Annotated in this window: 19 protein-coding genes and 1 tRNA gene; 16 read left to right on the forward strand and 4 right to left on the reverse strand. The window is 64.3% G+C overall.

The window, feature by feature from the left end; genetic code table 11:
* Window positions 1-886: NAD(P)/FAD-dependent oxidoreductase (locus G3N96_RS15195; RefSeq protein WP_206137694.1), on the reverse strand; the 886-nt coding region annotated here is incomplete at its 3' end.
* A 178-nt stretch (window positions 887-1,064) separates the two neighbouring features.
* Between G3N96_RS15195 and G3N96_RS15200 the strand changes: the two genes are divergently transcribed.
* Together G3N96_RS15200 and G3N96_RS15205 are read left to right on the forward strand one after the other, a co-directional pair.
* Window positions 1,065-1,847 (forward strand): SDR family oxidoreductase, encoded by a 783-nt coding sequence (locus G3N96_RS15200; protein WP_124575723.1) that lies wholly within the window; start codon window positions 1,065-1,067, stop codon window positions 1,845-1,847.
* Window positions 1,848-1,879: 32 nt separating this feature from the next.
* Entirely contained in the window at window positions 1,880-2,311 is a 432-nt protein-coding gene (locus tag G3N96_RS15205; protein ID WP_069247799.1) for a thioesterase family protein, read from the forward strand.
* Between the two features lie 112 nt (window positions 2,312-2,423).
* On the opposite strand, the gene G3N96_RS15210 is transcribed toward G3N96_RS15205, so the two are convergent.
* Window positions 2,424-2,969 (reverse strand): LuxR C-terminal-related transcriptional regulator, encoded by a 546-nt coding sequence (locus G3N96_RS15210; RefSeq protein ID WP_089425197.1) that lies wholly within the window; start codon window positions 2,967-2,969, stop codon window positions 2,424-2,426.
* A gap of 223 nt (window positions 2,970-3,192) precedes the next feature.
* Between G3N96_RS15210 and G3N96_RS15215 the strand changes: the two genes are divergently transcribed.
* The 14 genes from G3N96_RS15215 (at window position 3,193) to G3N96_RS15280 (ending at window position 16,660) form a co-directional block, all read left to right on the forward strand.
* Window positions 3,193-3,897, forward strand: a complete 705-nt coding sequence (locus G3N96_RS15215; protein WP_085038865.1) for a CoA transferase subunit A — start codon at window positions 3,193-3,195, stop codon at window positions 3,895-3,897.
* 1 nt (window position 3,898) lies between these two features.
* On the forward strand, window positions 3,899-4,540 hold the full coding sequence (locus G3N96_RS15220; RefSeq protein ID WP_011351774.1) for a CoA transferase subunit B: 642 nt from the start codon (window positions 3,899-3,901) through the stop codon (window positions 4,538-4,540).
* Between the two features lie 199 nt (window positions 4,541-4,739).
* Window positions 4,740-5,636, forward strand: coding sequence for an alpha/beta hydrolase (locus G3N96_RS15225; protein ID WP_124575722.1), 897 nt, complete (start codon window positions 4,740-4,742; stop codon window positions 5,634-5,636).
* Window positions 5,637-5,716: 80 nt separating this feature from the next.
* On the forward strand, window positions 5,717-6,070 hold the full coding sequence (locus G3N96_RS15230) for a RidA family protein (RefSeq protein WP_014897238.1): 354 nt from the start codon (window positions 5,717-5,719) through the stop codon (window positions 6,068-6,070).
* Between the two features lie 39 nt (window positions 6,071-6,109).
* Window positions 6,110-8,344, forward strand: a complete 2,235-nt coding sequence (locus tag G3N96_RS15235) for a bifunctional (p)ppGpp synthetase/guanosine-3',5'-bis(diphosphate) 3'-pyrophosphohydrolase (RefSeq protein WP_124575721.1) — start codon at window positions 6,110-6,112, stop codon at window positions 8,342-8,344.
* An 87-nt stretch (window positions 8,345-8,431) separates the two neighbouring features.
* Window positions 8,432-8,508: transfer RNA gene (locus tag G3N96_RS15240), tRNA-Val, on the forward strand.
* 271 nt (window positions 8,509-8,779) lie between these two features.
* A complete protein-coding gene (thrS, locus tag G3N96_RS15245) occupies window positions 8,780-10,687 on the forward strand; it encodes a threonine--tRNA ligase (protein ID WP_069247806.1) in 1,908 nt (635 codons plus the stop codon).
* A 49-nt stretch (window positions 10,688-10,736) separates the two neighbouring features.
* Window positions 10,737-11,261 (forward strand): translation initiation factor IF-3, encoded by a 525-nt coding sequence (gene infC / locus G3N96_RS15250; protein WP_071734130.1) that lies wholly within the window; start codon window positions 10,737-10,739, stop codon window positions 11,259-11,261.
* Between the two features lie 189 nt (window positions 11,262-11,450).
* Entirely contained in the window at window positions 11,451-11,648 is a 198-nt protein-coding gene (gene rpmI, locus G3N96_RS15255) for a 50S ribosomal protein L35 (protein WP_004191477.1), read from the forward strand.
* Between the two features lie 29 nt (window positions 11,649-11,677).
* The gene (gene rplT, locus G3N96_RS15260) at window positions 11,678-12,037 is read left to right on the forward strand and encodes a 50S ribosomal protein L20 (RefSeq protein ID WP_004192938.1); all 360 of its coding nucleotides are present in this window, start codon (window positions 11,678-11,680) and stop codon (window positions 12,035-12,037) included.
* A gap of 148 nt (window positions 12,038-12,185) precedes the next feature.
* Window positions 12,186-13,199 carry a phenylalanine--tRNA ligase subunit alpha gene (gene pheS / locus G3N96_RS15265; protein WP_206137695.1) on the forward strand — a complete coding sequence of 338 codons (1,014 nt, stop codon included), beginning with the start codon at window positions 12,186-12,188 and terminating at the stop codon, window positions 13,197-13,199.
* 97 nt (window positions 13,200-13,296) lie between these two features.
* A complete protein-coding gene (gene pheT / locus G3N96_RS15270; protein WP_206137696.1) occupies window positions 13,297-15,726 on the forward strand; it encodes a phenylalanine--tRNA ligase subunit beta in 2,430 nt (809 codons plus the stop codon).
* 72 nt (window positions 15,727-15,798) lie between these two features.
* The gene (locus tag G3N96_RS15275) at window positions 15,799-16,185 is read left to right on the forward strand and encodes an integration host factor subunit alpha (protein WP_006486093.1); all 387 of its coding nucleotides are present in this window, start codon (window positions 15,799-15,801) and stop codon (window positions 16,183-16,185) included.
* 61 nt (window positions 16,186-16,246) lie between these two features.
* Window positions 16,247-16,660, forward strand: a complete 414-nt coding sequence (locus tag G3N96_RS15280; protein WP_124575718.1) for a MerR family transcriptional regulator — start codon at window positions 16,247-16,249, stop codon at window positions 16,658-16,660.
* Between the two features lie 79 nt (window positions 16,661-16,739).
* Here the strand turns inward: G3N96_RS15280 and G3N96_RS15285 are convergent, their stop codons facing one another.
* Together G3N96_RS15285 and G3N96_RS15290 are read right to left on the reverse strand one after the other, a co-directional pair.
* Window positions 16,740-18,950: a hypothetical protein gene (locus tag G3N96_RS15285; protein ID WP_206137697.1), complete on the reverse strand. Its 2,211-nt coding sequence runs from the start codon at window positions 18,948-18,950 to the stop codon at window positions 16,740-16,742.
* Between the two features lie 342 nt (window positions 18,951-19,292).
* Window positions 19,293-20,171 carry a tyrosine-protein phosphatase gene (locus G3N96_RS15290; RefSeq protein WP_206137698.1) on the reverse strand — a complete coding sequence of 293 codons (879 nt, stop codon included), beginning with the start codon at window positions 20,169-20,171 and terminating at the stop codon, window positions 19,293-19,295.
* Window positions 20,172-20,405: the final 234 nt, after the last annotated feature.

A 20,405-nucleotide genomic window follows, 5' to 3' on the forward strand; every position in this document is an offset into this window, starting at 1 on the left:
ACGGATGCGTCTTGTAGCGCTGGAATTCCTCGAACGGCGACAGGTACGGGTTCGTGTAGCCGAGGCCCACCACGAAGCCGACCACGACCTGGTTGTTGTCCATGTGATACAGGAACGAGCCGCCGTACGTATCCGACTTCAGCGGCCAGCCGGCCGTGTGGATCACGAGGCCCGGCTTGTGCTTGGCCGGATCGATCTCCCACAGCTCCTTGATGCCGATCCCGTAGGCCTGCGGATCCGCGTTCGCGTCGAGCTTGAACTTCGAGATCAGCTGGCGGCCAAGGTGACCGCGGCAGCCTTCGGCGAACAGCGTGTACTTCGCGTGCAGCTCCATGCCGAGCTGGAAGTTCTCGGTCGGCTCGCCGTCCTTGCCCACGCCCATGTTGCCGGTCGCGACACCCTTCACGGAGCCGTCGTCGTTATAGAGAATCTCGGCAGCGGGGAAGCCGGGGAAGATCTCGACGCCCAGCGCTTCGGCCTGTGCCCCAAGCCAGCGCGTGACGTTGCCCAGCGAAATCACGTAGTTGCCGTGGTTCTGGAAGTTGGCGGGCAGCGCCCAGTTGGGCGTCGTGACCGCGCTCTTCTCGGACAGGAACAGGAAGCGGTCTTCCGTCACCTCGACATCGAGCGGCGCGCCGCGTTCCTTCCAGTCAGGGAACAGTTCGTTGATCGCGCGCGGGTCCATCACCGCGCCCGACAGGATGTGCGCGCCGATCTCGGAACCCTTCTCGAGCACGCACACGCCGATCTCGGTGCCTTTCTCGGCGGCCAACTGCTTGAGCCGGATCGCCGCCGACAGCCCGGCGGGGCCGCCGCCGACGATCACGACGTCGTATTCCATCGATTCGCGCGGGCCATATTGCTCGATGAGGCTTGCGGGGGTCATTGGCGTTCCTCTAACCGTTAGAATGCTTTTATTCGGGAGCGTATTGTCTGCGAAACGAAACGCTTGCCGCAACAGCATGCGGCTAGATTAGCACGATCGTTCTATTTTGGTGCTAAGGTAATGCCGCTCGGGCTGCGCTGTCCGTAGCGGCGAAACGACATTGAAAGGGGAAGTGCAAATGGGTCGGTCGATCAATCTGGAAGGCAAGGTTGCGCTGGTCACGGGCGCGTCGAGCGGCCTTGGGCAGCGCTTTGCGCAGGTGCTGTCGCAGGCCGGTGCGAAGGTCGTGCTCGCGAGCCGTCGGGTCGAGCGCCTGAAGGAGCTGCGTGCCGAGATCGAGGCGGCGGGTGGCGCCGCGCACGTCGTGTCGCTCGACGTCACCGACGTCCAGAGCATCAAGGCGGCGGTCGCGCATGCGGAGACGGAAGCCGGTACGATCGACATCCTCGTGAACAATTCGGGCGTCTCGACGATGCAGAAGCTCGTCGACGTGACGCCGGCGGATTTCGAGTTCGTATTCGACACCAACACGCGCGGCGCGTTTTTCGTCGCGCAGGAAGTCGCGAAGCGGATGATCATGCGCGCGAACGGAAGCGGCAACGGCAAGCCGCCGTGCCGGATCATCAACATCGCATCGGTGGCCGGGTTGCGCGTGTTTCCGCAGATCGGGCTGTTCGCGATGAGCAAGGCCGCGGTCGTGCAGATGACGCGCGCGATGGCGCTCGAGTGGGGGCGCCACGGGATCAACGTCAACGCGATCTGTCCGGGCTATATCGATACCGAAATCAATCATTATCTGTGGGAAACCGAGCAGGGCCAGAAGCTGCAGTCGATACTGCCGCGCCGGCGCGTCGGCAAGCCGCAGGATCTCGACGGGCTGTTGTTGCTGCTCGCGGCCGACGAGTCGCAGTTCATCAATGGCTCGATTATCTCCGCCGACGACGGCTTCGGCCTCGCCTGAGCGGACGACATACAGCCACAAAGAAGACTGCAATGAGTGATTATTCCCCCGTTTTTGAGATGTCGATGCCGATCCGCTGGGGCGACATGGACGCGTTCGGCCATGTGAACAACACGGTCTATTTCCGCTACATGGAGCAGGCACGGATCTCGTGGTTCGAGGAACTCGGCATTGCCGGCGGCAACGGCGAGGGGCAGGGGCCCGTCATCGTCACGGCGTCGATGGAATTTCTCAAGCAGCTGCACTATCCGGGCGACGTGATCGCGAAGATGTCGGCTGCGAAACCCGGCCGCAGCAGCTTCGACACGGGTTTCGAGCTGACGCGCGCCGACGATCCGCAGCATGTTTATGCGCGCGGCAATGCACGCTGCGTGTGGGTCGACTACGCGCTCGGCAAGTCGGTGCCGCTGCCACAGTTGCTGCGCGACACGATCGAGCGCGCGCTCGCGGCGAAGGTCGGCTGAGCGTCGAGTCGGCGAGTCCGGGCCGGCACAAGGTCGCCGGGGCGGCACGCCATACCCGTTGTTTCCCGAATCGGCCGCCCTGTGCGGCCGATTGTCATCCGGGCGCCGTCACTCACTGCCCGAGCAGGCGCTGCAGCAGCTCCGGCGTATTGTTGGTCCCGTACTTGCGCATCAGCCGTGCGCGGTAGATGTCGACCGTGCGCGAGCTGATGTCGAGCACGCGCCCGATCTGCTTGCTGGTCTTGCCGGTCGCGAGTTGCGCGGCGATCTCTCGCTCGCGCGGGGTCAGTTCGACGGCGACCCGGCGCGTCGCGCTCAAGTCCTCGAAGGTCCACACGCCCGCCGCAAGCGGGGCGGTGCGGTCGATCGCGCGGCCGGTGACGTGGCACCAGAACAGCTCGCCGTCCGCCCGTTTCATGATTCTGTCATCCGAGTAGATGCCGTTCGCGGCCATCACGCGCGCGATGCGCTCGCCGATGCGCTGGAATTCGTCCGTCGACGGGTAGAGCACCTCGTACGATTTCCCGATCAGGTCGGCCCGTGCGCAGCGGAAGATCGACGCGAGTGCGTCGTTGCAGTCCTCGATCACGCGGTCGCGCGACAGCACGAGGCCGAGCGGCGCGAGGTGGAAGGCAGTCTGGTAATCGAGAGCGGGCATGGCGCGGGCAAGCGGAGGCAAACGCTTATGTATTTTTGCGTATTGTGCCGCATCCGCGCCGCATCGTACCCTTTCAGGCATCTCGTGGCGGTTTGCCGCGGTATAAAAACAGCGCGCCTCGACGCAGGCATCGCCGTGCATGCATAGAATGATGCGGCGGGCTTGCGGGCCACGTGGGCGCGTGAACCGGTTTCGCTGGTTTCCATAGAGGAAGGGACAACTGATGAACAAAGTCTATCCAAGCGCGGCCGCCGCGCTGGAAGGGATCGTCCGCGACGGACAGACCTTCGCGGTGGGCGGCTTCGGCCTGTGCGGGATTCCCGAGGCGCTGATCGCGGCGTTGCGCGATACGGCCGTCAAGGGCATCACCTGCATCAGCAACAACGCGGGCGTCGACGGTTTCGGGCTCGGCCTGCTGCTGGAAACGCGCCAGATCAAGAAGATGATCTCGTCGTACGTCGGCGAGAACAAGGAGTTCGAGCGCCAGTACCTGGCCGGCGAACTCGAGCTCGAATTCACGCCGCAAGGCACGCTCGCCGAAAAGCTGCGCGCAGGCGGTGCGGGCATCCCGGCGTTCTTCACGAACACGGGCTACGGCACCGTGATCGCGGAAGGCAAGGAAACGCGCCAGTTCGGCGATCGCCACTACGTGCTCGAGCCGTCGCTGACGGCCGATGTCGCGCTCGTGAAGGCCTGGAAGGCCGACAAGTCGGGCAACCTGATCTTTCGCCGCACCGCGCGCAATTTCAACCCGATGTGCGCGATGGCCGGCAAGATCACCGTCGCCGAGGTCGAGGAGATCGTCGAGAACGGCGAGCTCGATCCGGACCACATCCACACGCCGGGGATTTTCGTGCAGCGCATCGTGCTGAACGCGACGCCCGAAAAACGCATCGAACAACGCGTCGTACGCGCGAAAGGAGACTGACATGGCCTGGAATCGTGACCAGATGGCCGCGCGCGCGGCGAAGGAATTGCAGGACGGCTTCTACGTGAACCTCGGCATCGGCTTGCCGACGCTCGTTGCGAACCACGTGCCGGAAGGTGTCGAGGTGTGGCTGCAGTCGGAGAACGGCCTGCTCGGCATCGGCCCGTCGCCGACCGAAGACGAAGTCGACGCCGATCTCATCAACGCCGGCAAGCAGACCGTCACGACGCTGCCGGGTTCGTCGATCTTCTCGTCGGCCGATTCGTTCGCGATGATCCGCGGCGGCCACATCAACCTGGCGATCCTCGGCGCAATGCAGGTCAGCAAGCAGGGCGACCTCGCGAACTGGATGATCCCCGGCAAGATGATCAAGGGGATGGGCGGCGCGATGGATCTCGTTGCCGGCGTGAAGCGCGTCGTCGTGCTGATGGAGCATGTCGCGAAGGGCGACCAGCACAAGATCCTCGAGGAATGCAACCTGCCGCTGACGGGCGTCGGCGTGGTCGACCTGATCATCACCGATCTCGGCGTGATCGAAGTGACGCCGTCCGGCTTGAAGGTGCTTGAACTCGCCGACGGCGTGAGCGCCGACGAGATCCAGGCGAAGACGGGCGCGCCGCTCGACATCAGCGCGGTCGCATAAGGTTCCGCGCGTACGCGCAGCTTCGACGCCCCGCATGCCGGACGACGGCATGTGGGGCGTTTGTCATGGTGTCCTCCGTCAGGCCGATCGTCGGGTGCCCGACGAGCGGACCCGTGCGGCTGAAGCGGTTTACAATCGTTTGCATCGGGCGTCGCAAGCGTTGCCCTGCGCGTCGCCCCCGTTCGACAGGATGCCAACGATGCCAACGACCCCAGCGAATTCCCAGGTTCCTCGCCAGCGGCGCGTGCAGTGCGCGAGCGCTGCCGGCCTTCACCACGTCGCGTATACCGAGTGGGGCGATCCCGTCAACCCGCGCGTGCTGGTGTGCGTGCATGGGCTGACCCGTTCCGGGCGCGATTTCGACCGGCTCGCCGCGGCGCTGTCCGATACGTATCGCGTCGTCTGCCCCGATGTCGTCGGGCGCGGCCAGTCGGACTGGCTGGCCGATCCGCGGCTCTATGCGATCCCGCAATACGTGTCCGACATGGTGACGCTGATCGCGCGGCTCGACGTCGAATCGGTCGACTGGTTCGGCACGTCGATGGGCGGGTTGATCGGCATGGCGTTCGCGGGGCTGCCGGGTTCGCCGCTGCGCCGGATGATCGTCAACGACGTCGGCCCGCGCATCGAACCCGAGTCGCTCACGCGCATCGGCGAATATCTCGGCGTGCAGCCGCGCTTTGCGACCCGGCAGGAGGGCATCGACTATCTGACGTCGCTGTCACTGCCGTTCGGGGCGCTGACCGCCGACGAATGGCGCGAGATCAACGGGCCGCTGCTGCGCGAGCTGCCCGAAGGGGGCTGGACGGTTCGCTACGATCCGCGCATCGCCGAACCGTTCAAGGCGACGACGCCTGAATTGGCGGCGCTCGGCGAGGCCGCGCTGTGGCGCGCGATCGAGATGACGAACGCGTCGCTGCTCGTCGTGCGCGGCGAGACGTCCGACCTGCTGTCGCGCGAGACGGTGGCCGACATGGAGCGTCGCGGCCGGCATGTGACGCATGCCGAGATTCCAGGGGTGGGCCACGCGCCTGCGTTCGTCGACGCAAGCCAGATTGCGCTCGCGCGGCGGTTTTTCGTCGAAGGCGGCGCATAAACGCGTCATAATATGCGGTTCGGCGGCACGCGGGCCGTGCCGCCGCCCGAATCTCCATCCACTCACGACCGGAACATTCCATGGCAGTCATTCGTCACCACGTCGGGGCCCGTCTCTCCGAAACCGCGATCCACAACGGTACCGTGTATCTGGCTGGTCAGATCGCCGAAGACACCACACAGGACATCAAGGGCCAGACGCGCGAAGTGCTCGGCCACATCGATCGCCTGCTCGCCGAAGCGAACAGCGACAAGGCGCATCTGCTGTCGGTTCAGATCTACATCTCGGATCTGGCGAACTTCGAAGGCATGAATGCGGAGTGGGATGCGTGGGTCGCGCAGGGCAACACGCCGCCGCGCGCCACCGTCGAGGCAAAGCTCGCGGATCCCGCGCTGCTCGTCGAGATCGTGGTCGTCGCTGCGCAGCGGAGCTGAACGTAACCCGACGATGATCGCATTTCGCCAGGCCGAGCCATGACCGAGTCCGTTTCCGCCTTCCCCGTCGCGGCGCCGTCGTTCGACGACGTGCTCGCGTTCGTGCGCGAGCGGGCCGGCGACGTGCGCCTGTCGTCGGGCGAACTGCTCGCCGATCACTCGGCCGGCACGGCGTCGATCATGCGCACGCTGAACGTCGATCCCTCCGCGATGCAGGCGGCCGCGCTGTTCGTGCTGACGCCGCACCTGAGCGACCCCGAGCGCGAGCTCACCGAGCGTTTCGGCGACGAAGTGGCGCGGCTCGTGTCCGACGTGCGCAAGCTGTTGCGGCTCGGTACCGTCAGCCTGCGTGCCGCGCAGAACGCAGGGGCCGACGCGGGGCGCGATGCGGCCGAAGAGCGGCGCACGCAGATCGAGGCGCTGCGCAAGATGCTGCTGGCGTTCGCACAGGACATCCGCGTCGTGCTGATCCGGCTCGCGTCGCGCTTGCAGTCGCTGCGCTACTACGCGGCCGCGAAGACCGACCCGCCGCCCGACGTCGCGCGCGAGACGCTCGAGATCTACGCGCCGCTCGCGAACCGTCTCGGCATCTGGCAATTGAAGTGGGAGCTCGAGGATCTCGCGTTCCGCTTCGAGGATCCCGTCACCTACAAGCGGATCGCGAAGCTGCTCGACGAGAAGCGCATCGAACGCGAAGCGTACGTCACGCAGGCGATCGACCGGTTGCAGCAAGAGCTGGCGGATGCGCACATCCAGGCCGACGTGAGCGGCCGGCCGAAGCATATCTACAGCATCTGGCGCAAGATGCGCGGCAAGGAGCTCGACTTCTCCGAGCTGTACGACGTGCGCGCGTTTCGCGTGATCGTGCCGGACATCAAGGATTGCTACGCGGTGCTCGGCATCGTGCATCACCTGTGGCAGCCGGTACCGAAGGAATTCGACGACTACATCTCGCGGCCGAAGCCGAACGGCTACAAGTCGCTGCACACGGTCGTGATCGGCGACGATGGCCGCGCGTTCGAAGTGCAGATCCGCACGCAGGAGATGCACCGCTTCGCCGAGTACGGCGTCGCCGCCCACTGGCGCTACAAGGAAGCCGGCGCGCGCGGCTACGGCGGCCAGTTCTCGGCAAGCGACAAGTACGACGAGAAGATTGCATGGCTGCGCCAGCTGCTCGCGTGGAAGGATGACGTCGAGGACGGCGCGGAAAAGTCGGGCGACAAGGCGTGGGCGCAATTGCGCGAGACGTCGCTCGACGACGATCACATCTACGTGCTGACGCCGCAGGCGCGCGTGATCGCGTTGCCGCAGGGCGCGACGCCGGTCGATTTCGCATACCACCTGCACAGCGAGCTTGGCCATCGCTGCCGTGGCGCCCGCGTCGACGGCGCGATGGTGCCGCTCAATACGCCGCTCGCAAACGGCCAGACGGTCGAGATCGTCGCAGTGAAGGAGGGCGGGCCGTCCCGCGACTGGCTGAACCTGCAGCTCGGCTATATGAAGAGCCCGCGCGCGCGTCAGAAAGTGCGGGCGTGGTTCAACTCGATCGAGCAGGAAGAAAACGTCGCGCATGGCCGCGCGCTCGTCGAAAAGACGCTGCAACGCGAGGGCAAGACGTCGGTCAGCCTGGACAATCTCGCCGCGAAGCTCGGTTTCAAGTCGCCCGAGGAGTTGTTCTCGGTCGTCGGCAAGGAAGAGTTCAGCCTGCGCAATGTCGAACACGCGCTGTCCGATGCGCCGCCGCCCGAACCGGCGCCCGAAGCGCCTGCCGATTTCGAGAAGCGCAGCAGCGGCGCGAGCGTGGCGCATGGCGCGTCGACCGGTGTGCTGGTCGTGGGCGTCGACGCGCTGCTGACCCAGCTCGCGCGCTGCTGCCGTCCGGCGCCGCCCGATCCGATCAGCGGTTTCGTCACGCGCGGCAAGGGGATGTCGATCCACCGCACCGATTGCCCGACGTTCCGCCGGATGGTCGAGCGCGCGCCGGAGCGCGTGCTGCAGACGACCTGGTCGGCCGACGTGCTCGGCGGGCGCGGTGCGTCCGTCTATCCGGTCGACCTGATGATCGAGGCGAGTGACCGGCAAGGGTTGCTGCGCGACATCTCCGAAGTGTTTGCGCGCGAGAAGATGAACGTGGTCGGCGTGAAGACGCAGAGCCGCCGCAATGCGGCATTCATGCAGTTCACGGTCGAGGTGTCGAACTCGGCGCAGGTGCAACGCGCGTGCACGCTGCTCGGCGAGGTGCAGGGCGTCGTGCGGGCGGGGCGGAAGGCTTGATGCGGGGTTCGAACACCGTTATTTTGCTGCGACCGCATAAAAATACTTGCCAAGCGGGTAGCGGCTCCATATAATCTTAGCTTCACTAGGCTCGTAGCTCAGCTGGTTAGAGCACCACCTTGACATGGTGGGGGTCGTTGGTTCGAGTCCAATCGAGCCTACCAACGAATTGAGAATGCCCGGTTTCCGGGTGTTCGATGCAGCAAATAACTCAACGCGAACAAGGCGAATACGGTTATGACACCGCGAACGTTGACCGAAACCTTTTCGGAGCGACGCTAGTCGAGGAACCCTTTCGCCCTTTCAGTTTGAGTGAAGTATCGAATGCGGCCCCTCGAAAGCGGGGCCGCATTTTTTTTGTCGCGAAATTTTCCCGCGTGATTTTCATATCGCGTACCTGGTCTGCCGCCCACTGTCGGCATCACGGAGATTGCTATGGTTTCGATACGCTTGCCTGACGGCTCAGTTCGACAATACGAGCATCCGGTGACAGTTGCCGAGGTTGCGGCCTCGATCGGTCCCGGCCTTGCGAAGGCTGCGCTTGGTGGCAAGCTCGATGGCGAGCTCGTCGATACGTCGGCCGTGATCGACCGCGACGCGTCGCTCGCGATCGTGACCGACAAGGACGCCGACGGCCTCGACATCATCCGTCACTCGACGGCGCACTTGCTCGCGTACGCGGTGAAGGAGCTGTATCCGGACGCGCAGGTGACGATCGGCCCGGTGATCGACAACGGTTTCTATTACGACTTCTCGTACAACCGCCCGTTTACGCCCGAAGATCTGGAAAAGATCGAAAAGCGCATGCAAGAGCTCGTGAAGAAGGACGAGCCCGTGACGCGCCGGGTCGTGTCGCGCGACGAAGCGGCGGGCTACTTCCGCAGCATCGGCGAGAAGTACAAGGCCGAGATCATCGAGTCGATTCCGCAAAGCGACGAAATCAAGCTGTATTCGCACGGCGGCTTTACCGACCTGTGCCGCGGCCCGCACGTGCCGTCCACCGGCAAGCTGAAGGTGTTCAAGCTGATGAAGGTCGCCGGCGCGTACTGGCGCGGCGATTCGAAGAACGAGCAGCTGCAGCGCATCTACGGTACGGCCTGGACGAAAAAGGAAGACCAGGACCAGTACCTGCACATGCTCGAGGAAGCGGAAAAGCGCGACCACCGCAAGCTCGGCAAGCAGCTCGACCTGTTCCACATGCAGGAAGAGTCGCCGGGCATGGTGTTCTGGCATCCGAAGGGCTGGGCACTGTGGCAGCAGGTCGAGCAGTACATGCGCCGCCGCGTGAACGAAGCCGGCTACCTCGAGATCAAGACGCCGATGATCATGGACCGCTCGCTGTGGGAAGCGTCGGGTCACTGGCAGAACTACCGCGAGAACATGTTCACGACGGAGTCCGAGAAGCGCGACTACGCGATCAAGCCGATGAACTGCCCGGGCCACGTCCAGGTGTTCAAGCACGGCCTGCGCTCGTACCGCGACCTGCCGCTGCGTTACGCGGAATTCGGTTCGTGCCACCGCAACGAGGCGTCGGGCGCGCTGCACGGCCTGATGCGCGTGCGCGGCTTCGTGCAGGACGATGCGCACATCTTCTGTACGGAAGACCAGTTCATCTCGGAATCGATCGCGTTCAACACGCTGGCGATGAGCGTGTACAAGGACTTCGGTTTCGATCACATCGACATCAAGCTGTCGCTGCGCCCGGAGCAGCGCGCGGGTACGGACGAAACCTGGGATCGTGCCGAGCAGGGCCTGCGCGACGCGCTGACGGCTTGCGGCCTCACGTGGGAAGAGCTGCCGGGTGAAGGCGCGTTCTACGGTCCGAAGATCGAGTACCACATCAAGGATGCGCTCGGCCGTTCGTGGCAGTGCGGCACGCTGCAGCTCGACATGGTGCTGCCGGAGCGCCTCGGCGCCGAGTATGTCGCGGATGACAGCAGCCGTCGCCGTCCGGTGATGCTGCACCGTGCGATCGTCGGTTCGATGGAGCGTTTCCTCGGCATTTTGATCGAGCACCACGCTGGTGCGATGCCGGCCTGGCTCGCGCCGTTCCAGGCAGTTGTGCTCAATATCGCCGAAAGTCAGGCCGAATATGCGCAATCTCTGGCCCAATCGTTGCAAAAACAAGGGGTTAGAGTGACGGCCGATTTGCGCAATGAGAAGATTAGCTATAAAATACGCGAGCACACGCTGGAAAAGGTGCCTTATCTCCTCGTCGTGGGGGACAAGGAGCGTGATGCGCAAACGGTAGCCGTGCGTGCCCGTGGCGGCGTCGATCTTGGCGTGATGCCGGTCGAAGCCTTCGTTGAGCGTCTGCAGGAAGACCTGCGCTCGTTCAAGTAACCGCCCTGGCAGCGCGGCTCGTTTTTTTAATTTTTAGAGGAAACGTAACATCGCTACTGATAAGTCGTCGCACCGCATCAACGGTGAAATCACTGCGCCGGAAGTGCGCCTGGTCGGGATCGAGAACGAACCGCTCGGTATCGTAAAACTCGCTGATGCTTTCCGTAAATCGGAAGAACTGGATGTTGACCTGGTGGAAATCGCGCCGCAAGCGGTTCCCCCGGTTTGCCGTCTGATGGATTACGGCAAGTTCAAGTACCAGGAATCGAAGAAGCAGCACGAAGCGAAGCTGAAGCAGAAGGTCATCCAGGTCAAGGAAGTCAAGTTCCGCCCGGGTACCGATGACGGTGACTACAACGTCAAGCTCCGCAATCTCGTGCGCTTCCTCGAAGAAGGCGACAAGACGAAGATCACGTTGCGTTTCCGCGGCCGCGAAATGGCTCACCAGGAAATCGGTATGCGGATGCTTGAGCGTCTGCGCACGGATCTCGAGGAAGTCGGCCAGGTCGAGCAGATGCCGAAGATGGAAGGGCGCCAGATGATCATGGTGCTCTCGCCGAAGAAAAAGAAGTAACGGGCCCGCGCGCGTCGCGCGCAGGTTCGCAGAGGTTCGGCGCGTTGCCCGGTCAGGGCGGCGCGCCAGCAATGACGGCGGCTGCGCAAGCGGTTCGCCGTACACAAGTGGACTGGGTTTCGAAGGGCGGGTCAAGGGCGCAAGCCAACCGCACACCCATCGCCATCTAATAAACTGGAGTTGTTCGTCATGCCTAAGATGAAGACCAAGAAGAGTGCTGCAAAGCGCTTCGTGGTGCGTCCGGGCGGTACCGTCAAGCGCGGTCAAGCCTTCAAGCGTCACATCCTGACCAAGAAAACCACGAAGAACAAGCGTCACCTGCGCGGCGCAACGGCAGTTCATGATTCCGATCTGAACTCCGTCCGCGCGATGCTGCCGTTCGCGTAACCCCTAACTGATACTCTAAGGAGAGAAACATGCCTCGAGTCAAACGTGGGGTAACCGCACGGGCCCGCCACAAGAAGATCATCAACCTGGCCAAGGGTTATCGCGGCCGCCGCAATAACGTCTACCGCATCGCCAAGCAGGCGGTGATGCGCGCTGGTCAGTACGCGTACCGCGATCGCCGCAACAAGAAGCGTGTGTTCCGCGCACTGTGGATCACGCGTATCAACGCGGCAGTTCGCCAGCACGACATGACCTACAGCGTGTTCATCAACGGCCTGAAGAAGGCGTCGATCGAACTCGACCGTAAGGTTCTGGCCGACATGGCGGTGTTCGACAAGGCTGCTTTTGCTGCGATCGTCAAGCAGGTGAAAGCCGCCGTTGCAGCCTAATTGCGAAATTAGCACTGCGTGGTTAGTTGCAGCGAGGTTCCGGTAGTCTCGGCCGCTGCAGCGAAAACGGGGCTCTTCCGAGCCCCTTTTTTGTTTGGTGGGCGATTTCGCTCGCCAAGACCGAATGACGTTGGAAATGATGGGATCTATGGATCTGGACCAGATTGTCGCCGACGCGCAGCAGTCCTTCGAACAGGCTGCCGACATCACCACGCTCGAAAACGAGAAAGCACGATTTCTCGGCAAGTCGGGTGCGCTGACCGAGTTGCTGAAGGGCCTCGGCAAGCTCGATCCCGAAGCACGCAAGACCGAAGGCGCACGCATCAACGTCGCGAAGCAGCAGGTTGAAGCCGCGCTGACCGCCCGTCGCCAGTCACTGGCCGACGCGCTGCTGAATCAGCGCCTCACCGCCGAAGCGATCGACGTGACGTTGCCGGGCCGCGGCGCCGGTGCAGGCAGCCTGCACCCCGTGATGCGCACGTGGGAGCGTGTCGAACAGATTTTCGGCTCGATCGGTTTCGATGTGGCCGACGGCCCCGAAATCGAGACCGACTGGTACAACTTCACGTCGCTGAACAGCCCGGAGAACCATCCGGCGCGTTCGATGCAGGACACCTTCTACGTCGAAGGCAAGGATGCCGACGGCCGCCAGCTGCTGCTGCGCACGCACACGAGCCCGATGCAGGTGCGTTACGCGCGCATGAACCGTCCGCCGATCAAGGTGATCGCGCCGGGCCGCACGTATCGCGTCGACAGCGATGCGACCCACTCGCCGATGTTCAATCAGGTCGAGGGGCTTTGGATCGACGAAAACATCAGCTTCGCCGACCTCAAGGGCGTCTATACCGACTTCCTGAAAAAATTCTTCGAGCGCGACGACATTCTCGTGCGCTTCCGTCCGTCGTATTTCCCGTTCACGGAACCGTCGGCCGAGATCGACATGATGTTCGAGCAAGGCAAGAACGCCGGCAAGTGGCTCGAGATCTCCGGTTCGGGGCAGGTGCATCCGACCGTGATTCGCAACATGGGCCTCGATCCCGAGCGCTACATCGGCTTTGCGTTCGGCAGCGGCCTCGAGCGCCTGACGATGCTGCGCTACGGCGTCCAGGATCTCCGGCTGTTCTTCGAGAACGACCTGCGTTTCCTGCGCCAGTTCGCGTAACGCCGCGCGCCGCGCCGACCTGTGCCCGTGCACGCCCCGACGGACGTTTCCGAGGGGCCCCGGGCGTCGATCTAACCTGTTTCGAACGTAGACATCCATGCAATTCCCTGAATCCTGGTTGAGAACCTTTGTCGACCCGCAGCTGACGACCGACGAACTGTCGCACGCGCTGACGATGGCGGGGCTCGAAGTCGAATCGCTGAGCAAGGCTGCGCCGCCGACGTCGAAGATCGTCGTCGGTCGCGTGCTCGAAGTCGTCAAGCATCCGGATGCGGACAAGCTCAATGTCTGCCAGGTCGACGCCGGCACCGGCGCGACGCTGAATATCGTCTGCGGCGCACCGAACGTCGCGCCCGGCATCAAGGTACCGGTCGCGCTGGTCGGCGCGGAACTGCCGCCGGCGGAAGAGGGCGGCAAGCCGTTCGCGATCAAGCTGTCGAAGCTGCGCGGCGTGGAGAGCCAGGGGATGCTGTGCTCGGCGCGCGAGCTGAAGCTGTCCGAGGATCACAGCGGCCTGCTGATCCTGCCGGAAGACACGCCGGTTGGTCAGGACATCCGCGAGACGCTCAATCTCGACGACACGATCTTCGAAATCAAGCTGACGCCGAACAAGGCCGACTGCCTGTCCGTGTTCGGCATCGCCCGCGAGACGGCCGCGATCACCGGCGCACCGCTGACGCCGGTCGACATCCTCCCGGTGCGCGTCGAACTCGACGAAACGCTGCCGGTGCGCATTGCCGCGCCCGATCTGTGTGGCCGCTTCTCGGGCCGCGTGATCCGCGGCGTGAACGCGCATGCGAAGACCCCGCAGTGGATGGTCGAGCGCCTCGAGCGTTCCGGCCAGCGCAGCGTGTCGGCGCTCGTCGACATCTCGAACTACGTGATGTTCGAGCTCGGCCGTCCGTCGCACGTGTTCGATCTCGACAAGATCCACGGCGGCATCGAGGTGCGCTGGGGCAAGCGCGGCGAATCGCTGAAGCTGCTCAACGGCAACACGGTCGAACTCGACGAAGCGGTCGGCGTGATTTCGGACGACCGTCAGGTCGAAAGCCTGGCCGGCATCATGGGCGGTGACAGCACGGCCGTCACGCTCGATACGACCAACATCTACCTGGAAGCGGCATTCTGGTGGCCGGACAGCATCCGCGGCCGCGCGCGCAAGTACAACTTCTCGACCGATGCGGCGCATCGCTTCGAGCGCGGCGTCGACTACGCGACGACCGTCGAGCACGTCGAGCGCATCACGCAACTGATTCTCGAGATCTGCGGTGGCAAGGCCGGCCCGGTCGACGATCAGTCCGTGAACCTGCCGCAGCGCGCGCCGGTGAAGATGCGCGTGTCGCGCGCGAACCGCATCATCGGCGTGCAGATCGGCGCCGACGAGATCGCCAGCATCTTCACGCGTCTCGGGCTGCCGTTCGAGCGTGAAGACGACGCATTCCTCGTCACGCCGCCGTCGCATCGCTTCGACATCGAGATCGAGGAAGACCTGATCGAGGAAGTGGCGCGCATCTACGGCTTCGAAAAGATCCCGGCGCGTCCGCCGGTCGCGACGAGCGAAATGCGCGCGACCAACGAGACGCGGCGTTCGATCCACGACATCCGTCACGCGCTCGCCGCGCGCGACTACGCGGAAACCGTCAACTTCAGCTTCGTCGATGCGGAGTGGGAGCAGGATTTCGCGGGTAACGACCAACCCATCCGTCTGCTGAACCCGATCGCGAGCCAGCTGTCGGTGATGCGCACGACGCTGTTCGGCAGCCTGATTTCCGTGCTGCGCCACAACCTGAACCGCCGCGCGGATCGTGTGCGCGTGTTCGAGGCCGGCCGCGTGTTCCTCACGGATGCGGCGGCGAAGGGCGGCGAGCTGACGGTCGAGGGCTACGTGCAGCCGAAGCGCGTCGGTGCGCTTGCCTACGGTCCGGCGCTCGACGAGCAATGGGGCACGGCAACCCGCGCGGTCGATTTCTTCGACGTGAAGGGCGATCTCGAGGCACTGCTCGCGCCCGCAACCGCACGCTTCGTGAAGGCAGAGCATCCGGCCCTTCATCCGGGCCGCAGCGCGCGCATCGAAGTCGATGGCCGTGCGGTCGGCTGGATCGGCGAACTGCACCCGCGCTTGATGCAGAAGTACGAGCTGCCGCACGCGCCGGTGATGTTCGAGGTCGACGCGGACGCGCTGATTGCACGTGCGTTGCCCGTGCCGACCGACGTATCGAAATTCCCGCCGGTTCGTCGCGATATCGCCGTTGTCGTCGATCAGGCGGTCGAGGTTCAGGCACTTTTCGACGAAATGAAGAAGGCGCTTGCCGAAGAGGCCTGCCGATTCGTTCAGAAGGTTGTACTCTTCGACGAATTTCGTGCAAAATCAAATACTTCCGGTGGTCTTGCCGCGCACGAGAAGAGCCTTGCCTTCCGCGTGACGCTGCAGGACGCGGCTGGCACGCTGCAGGATGAGGTCGTCGATCAGGCGATCCAGACGCTGGTCGAGCGGATGGCTCGCGCCGGTGCGCGCCTGCGCGGCTAAGGAGGAGGTCCGCCCGCTCGCGGGCGGCCTTTTCCGATCGTAAGTTTTGATTTAACGCGCTGTATGGCAGATATGAACGACATGACCTCGAGTGAATTCGAAGCCCTCCTGACGGCGCAACGCAGCGCCATGAACCGCGACGCTTCGGCGCCGGCGTCCACCGAGACGCCCACGCTGACGAAGGCGGAACTGGCGGAGCTGCTGTTCGACAGCGTCGGGCTGAACAAGCGTGAAGCGAAGGACATGGTCGAGGCGTTTTTCGAGGTGATCCGTGACGCGCTCGAAAACGGCGAGAGCGTCAAGCTGTCGGGGTTCGGCAATTTCCAGTTGCGCGACAAGCCGCAGCGCCCGGGCCGCAATCCGAAGACGGGCGAGGCGATTCCGATCGCGGCCCGCCGGGTGGTAACCTTCCACGCGAGCCAGAAGCTGAAGGCGCTGGTCGAAAACGGCGCGGAGTAAGCCCCGCGCGCTGACGTCTCCGCGCGGCCGCCGCGCACCCTTTACCGACGGTTAACCGACGATGACCACCACGGTTGAGAAAGTCGTCTTGCCTCCGATTCCCGCGAAGCGCTACTTCACGATCGGTGAAGTCAGCGAACTGTGCGGGGTCAAGCCGCACGTGCTGCGTTATTGGGAACAGGAATTCACTCAACTGCGGCCGGTGAAGCGGCGTGGCAATCGTCGGTATTACCAGCACCACGAAGTGCTGCTGATCCGGCGGATTCGCGAGTTGCTGTACGAGCAGGGATTCACGATCAACGGCGCGCGCAACCGGCTCGATTCGCCGGCCGGCGAGCGGGCCGCGGCAACACCCGTCGAGCCGGAGGCGCAGGCCGCCGATGCTCGCACACCGGGCAAGCCAGGCGCGACCGTCGACGTCATTGCATTACGGCAGGCGCTGCTCGACGTGCTCGACGGACTGAAGCACGACTGAGTGCGAAGCGCGAAGAATGAAATGAAGAGCCCGGTTGGCAGCGTGCCGCCGGGCTTTTTATATGCGTGCCGGGTGCGTTTCAGCGTGACGCGAGCGGGTTCTTCTGTCCCATGTCGACGACCAGCGTGCCGTCCGGCAGCATCCGCACCGAGCCTTGTGCAACCTGGTTGCGGTAGCCGTACAGGTCGAAACGCATCGGGCCGGCCTCGGCCGAATTGCGGATCAGCGCACGCACGTTCAGTTCGAGCACGTTGAACATCTTCATGTCGCCGCCTTCCATCCACATGTAGCTCGGTGCATCGATCTGGGGCCGTTGCGGCGCGGGCGCGCCTGCCATGCGCCTGAACGTGAGGCGTAGGCCGTCGCGCTCGACCGTTGCCTGTCCGAGCTTGCCGTTCAGCACGGGGGGCGGGAACACGGTGTACTGGTCGAGCACGAGCGTGTCGCCGCGCAGTTCCGCGCCGCGCCGCTGCAAAGGCGTCAGTGAAGCGAGCTCGATGCCGAGCGAACGCAGCAGCTTCGCCTGCGGGATGCCGAGCACCGACACCTGGGACGGTTTGAATGCGAGATGCCGGTCGTCGAGCACGGACAGCGTGCCCTTCATGTCGGTCGGCAGCCAGACGCCCGGCACGTGGTTCCACAGCTTGATGCCGCCCTGGACGCGCAGGTTCGTGCCGTCCGCGCTCAGTTGCAGATCGTTGAGCGAGCGCGGTGAGTAGTCGAGCAGATAGTTGTTGAAGAGCGCCGACATCGCCTTCCACGACTCGACGACGGTGCCGCCGAGAATGCGGATGTCGTACTGGTTCGGATCGTCGAGATCGACGGGTTCGCCGGGCCGCTTCGATACGAGTTCCACGTCGAGATCCTCGACGTGAAAGCCGATATCCCCGGACAGGTTGAAGTCGACGTTGCGCAGATGGATCGTCGGGTTGCGGTTCGACACGTGCCGTTCGTTGAACGGCGTGGTCGACGTGCGCCGCATTGCGACCTTCTGCATGCCGGGGCGGGCGGGGCTCGCCGCGAGTGCGTAGGCTTCCCAGTGCTGGCGTATGTCGCGCAACGCACTCTGTTGCGCGGCGAGGAAGCTGTCGTTCAGGCGCGCGGTCGCGTTGCCGAGCAACGCACCGCTGGCCGGGCCCGCATACGACGGCATCCGGATCGCCATCGCGCCGCTTTCGTCGAAATTGAAGTAGCCGGCCGACACCTGGTCGCGATAGTGATACAGGTCGAACACGAAAATCTGGTCACGTTTCGTGGAATCGACCGGACCGATCAGGATGTCCGCGTTCATCGGCATCGAGCGCATGAACTTCACGTCGCCGCCGCGAATGTACATCGCTTGCTGCGGCGCGTTCGCGGGCATCGCGAAGCCGGCATGCGTGCCGTCGTCGAGCTTCAGGTCGAGCCCGGCCGGCGTCACGCGCAGCGCGGTGATCGTGAGCTTCAGGCGCGGCGGCGGCATCAGCTTGTCGACCGACATCACGAGATCGTCGCCGGCGAGTTGCGCGATCGGCGTCTGGACTTTCAGCAGGTCGGCCATTTTCACGTTGGCCGCGCGCATCACCGGCTGCGCGTTGATGCCCGATACGCGCACGCCCGTCGGATGGAACACGAGCTGGCTGCCGTCACGGATCGCGAGGGTACCGGTCAGCGAGAACGGCACCCAGCCGTCGCGCTGCATCTCGCCTTGCAAGTGGATCACGCCGTCGCCGGCCGACACGGCGAGCTTGCGCAGCGGCGCGTTGCGGTAGCCGAAGATGTACGTGTTGAAGAGGGCGGTGAGCTTCGCGTCGTCGAGCGTGACCGTGCCTTCATGCACGTCGATCTGGAAGCTGGTCGGATCGTCGAACACGATCGGCGCGCCGGCTTGCGTCGGCACGAGCGTGGCCGACAGCTGATGGATGAAGAAGCCGAGGTTGTTGACGATGCGGAAATCGACGTCACGCAAGAACGTCATCGCGCCGTTCTGGCCCGAGTCGCGCAGCGTGAACGGGCGCGGTTGCGTGAGGCTGATCGATGCGAGCGACGGCACGGTGCGTGCGACCTGTTGCTCGCGGGCGAGGCGTTCGGCCTTGGTGCGTTCGATCTTCGTCGACGCGACCGACGTGTTGCCGTCACGCTGCGCGGATGATTCCGCGCAACCGGCGCACAGCAGCGCGAGCGCCAGCACACCGCAGCCGAACCCGCGGAACGTCGTGGGCGCGAGGGGGCGGGCCGCGCGTGGCGGGCCGGAAATCCAGTCGAAAATTGCCAAAGGCGAGCGATGGCCGCGCCGGACCGCATTCCGCATCGTCTGTCTCCATGTCTTGTCGTGATCGACGGCGGCGCGCGCCCTGCACGGCGCGAGCGTCGATGCCGTGCAGTGTGGCATAGCGCGCTAGAGCGGCGTTACCAAACAACGGGCGCCGGGGTGCGGCCGACCGGCGGGCTGCGGGACAATGGATTCGGGGTGGTTGGGCGGCCGGGTCAAACGGTCGTTTGGTTTGCGCGGCCCGTCGTCGGCGTACGTTGCTGCGACCGCGAAAATCCGCCGCAGCATTGGCCGATGCGGGTTCCGCCCGATGCACGGGCAGCGACCGCAGCGGTCGAAGCGGGGAGGCGACCCGACCCCGTCGCAGCAGCCCGCGGCCGGTCAGACCAGCATGTGCCGCCGGATTGCGTTCAGCGTCGCCTGGTCGAGTTGCAGCCCGTTCGCGATATACGACGTCATCGAGCCGTACGACGCGGTGACCTGGTCGAATGCCGCCTGCAGATAGTCGGTGTGTGCGCCTTGCAGCGCGGTCATCATGTCTGCCGCATTTTGCCCGCCGGCTCTCTGCGCCTGGGCGACCGAAGTCGCGATTTCCGATGCACTGTAGACGTTCGTCAGCAGATAGTCGGCGAGTATCGTCTGTTCGGACGCGCCGAGGATCGTGTGCAGGATCGCGGTGGCCCAGCCCGTGCGATCCTTGCCGGCCGTGCAGTGGAACACCAGGTTTTCGCCTGAGCCAGCAAAGCCGGTGAAGAGCGCGTGATAGCTGGAATGCGCGGTGTCCGACGTGACGAACGCGCGGTACATGCTCAACATGAATGCCGTCGCGGTGGCGCCGGTGGTCGGGATCGGCTCGATGCTGGCAGCCCCGAGCACGTTGAGGTTTTGCCAGGTGGCGCCGGCCAGCGGCACATCCGGTTGAGTCTTGATCTCGGCGGGTGTGCGCAGGTCGTAGACTTGCCTGATGCCGAGCGTGCCGACGATGGCGATGTCCGCGGCCGACAACGCGAGCGCCGATGAACGATAGATCATGCCTTTTTTCATCTTCGCGCCGCTCGTTGTCACGTAGCCGGTTCCGTCCGGCCCGGCCGTGTCGCGAAAATTCGATGCGGAACTCAACCGCGGTGTCGTGACCGGCGCGACCGAAATCGAGTCGCCTCCGCATGCCGACAGAATCGATGCGCTTCCCAGCGCTATGCCTATCGTGCCGGCGCCCAGCCGGAGAAACTGTCGACGGGAAATTTCGTTTTTCTGATGCATTCAATGCCCTGTGTCGGAGACGGTTACAAGGGGTCGCGACTGCGGTGGTGACCGAGGTTGCCTCCTGTATCACGTGCGACGCGGCAAAGCCGGGGCGGGCCGGATCGATCGGTATGCAGTCGGACGGTTCGCCCGTGCGCATCAATCTCGCGCCGGGTAACCGCACGGTAGCGATTTGCGGCGAGCCGGCCATCGTCCTTTTCGATTAGGTCGGAATGCGGGTTGCCGGGGTCG

Origin of the sequence: Burkholderia sp. Se-20373 (assembly GCF_017104705.1) — a bacterium.
Taxonomy (GTDB): domain Bacteria; phylum Pseudomonadota; class Gammaproteobacteria; order Burkholderiales; family Burkholderiaceae; genus Burkholderia.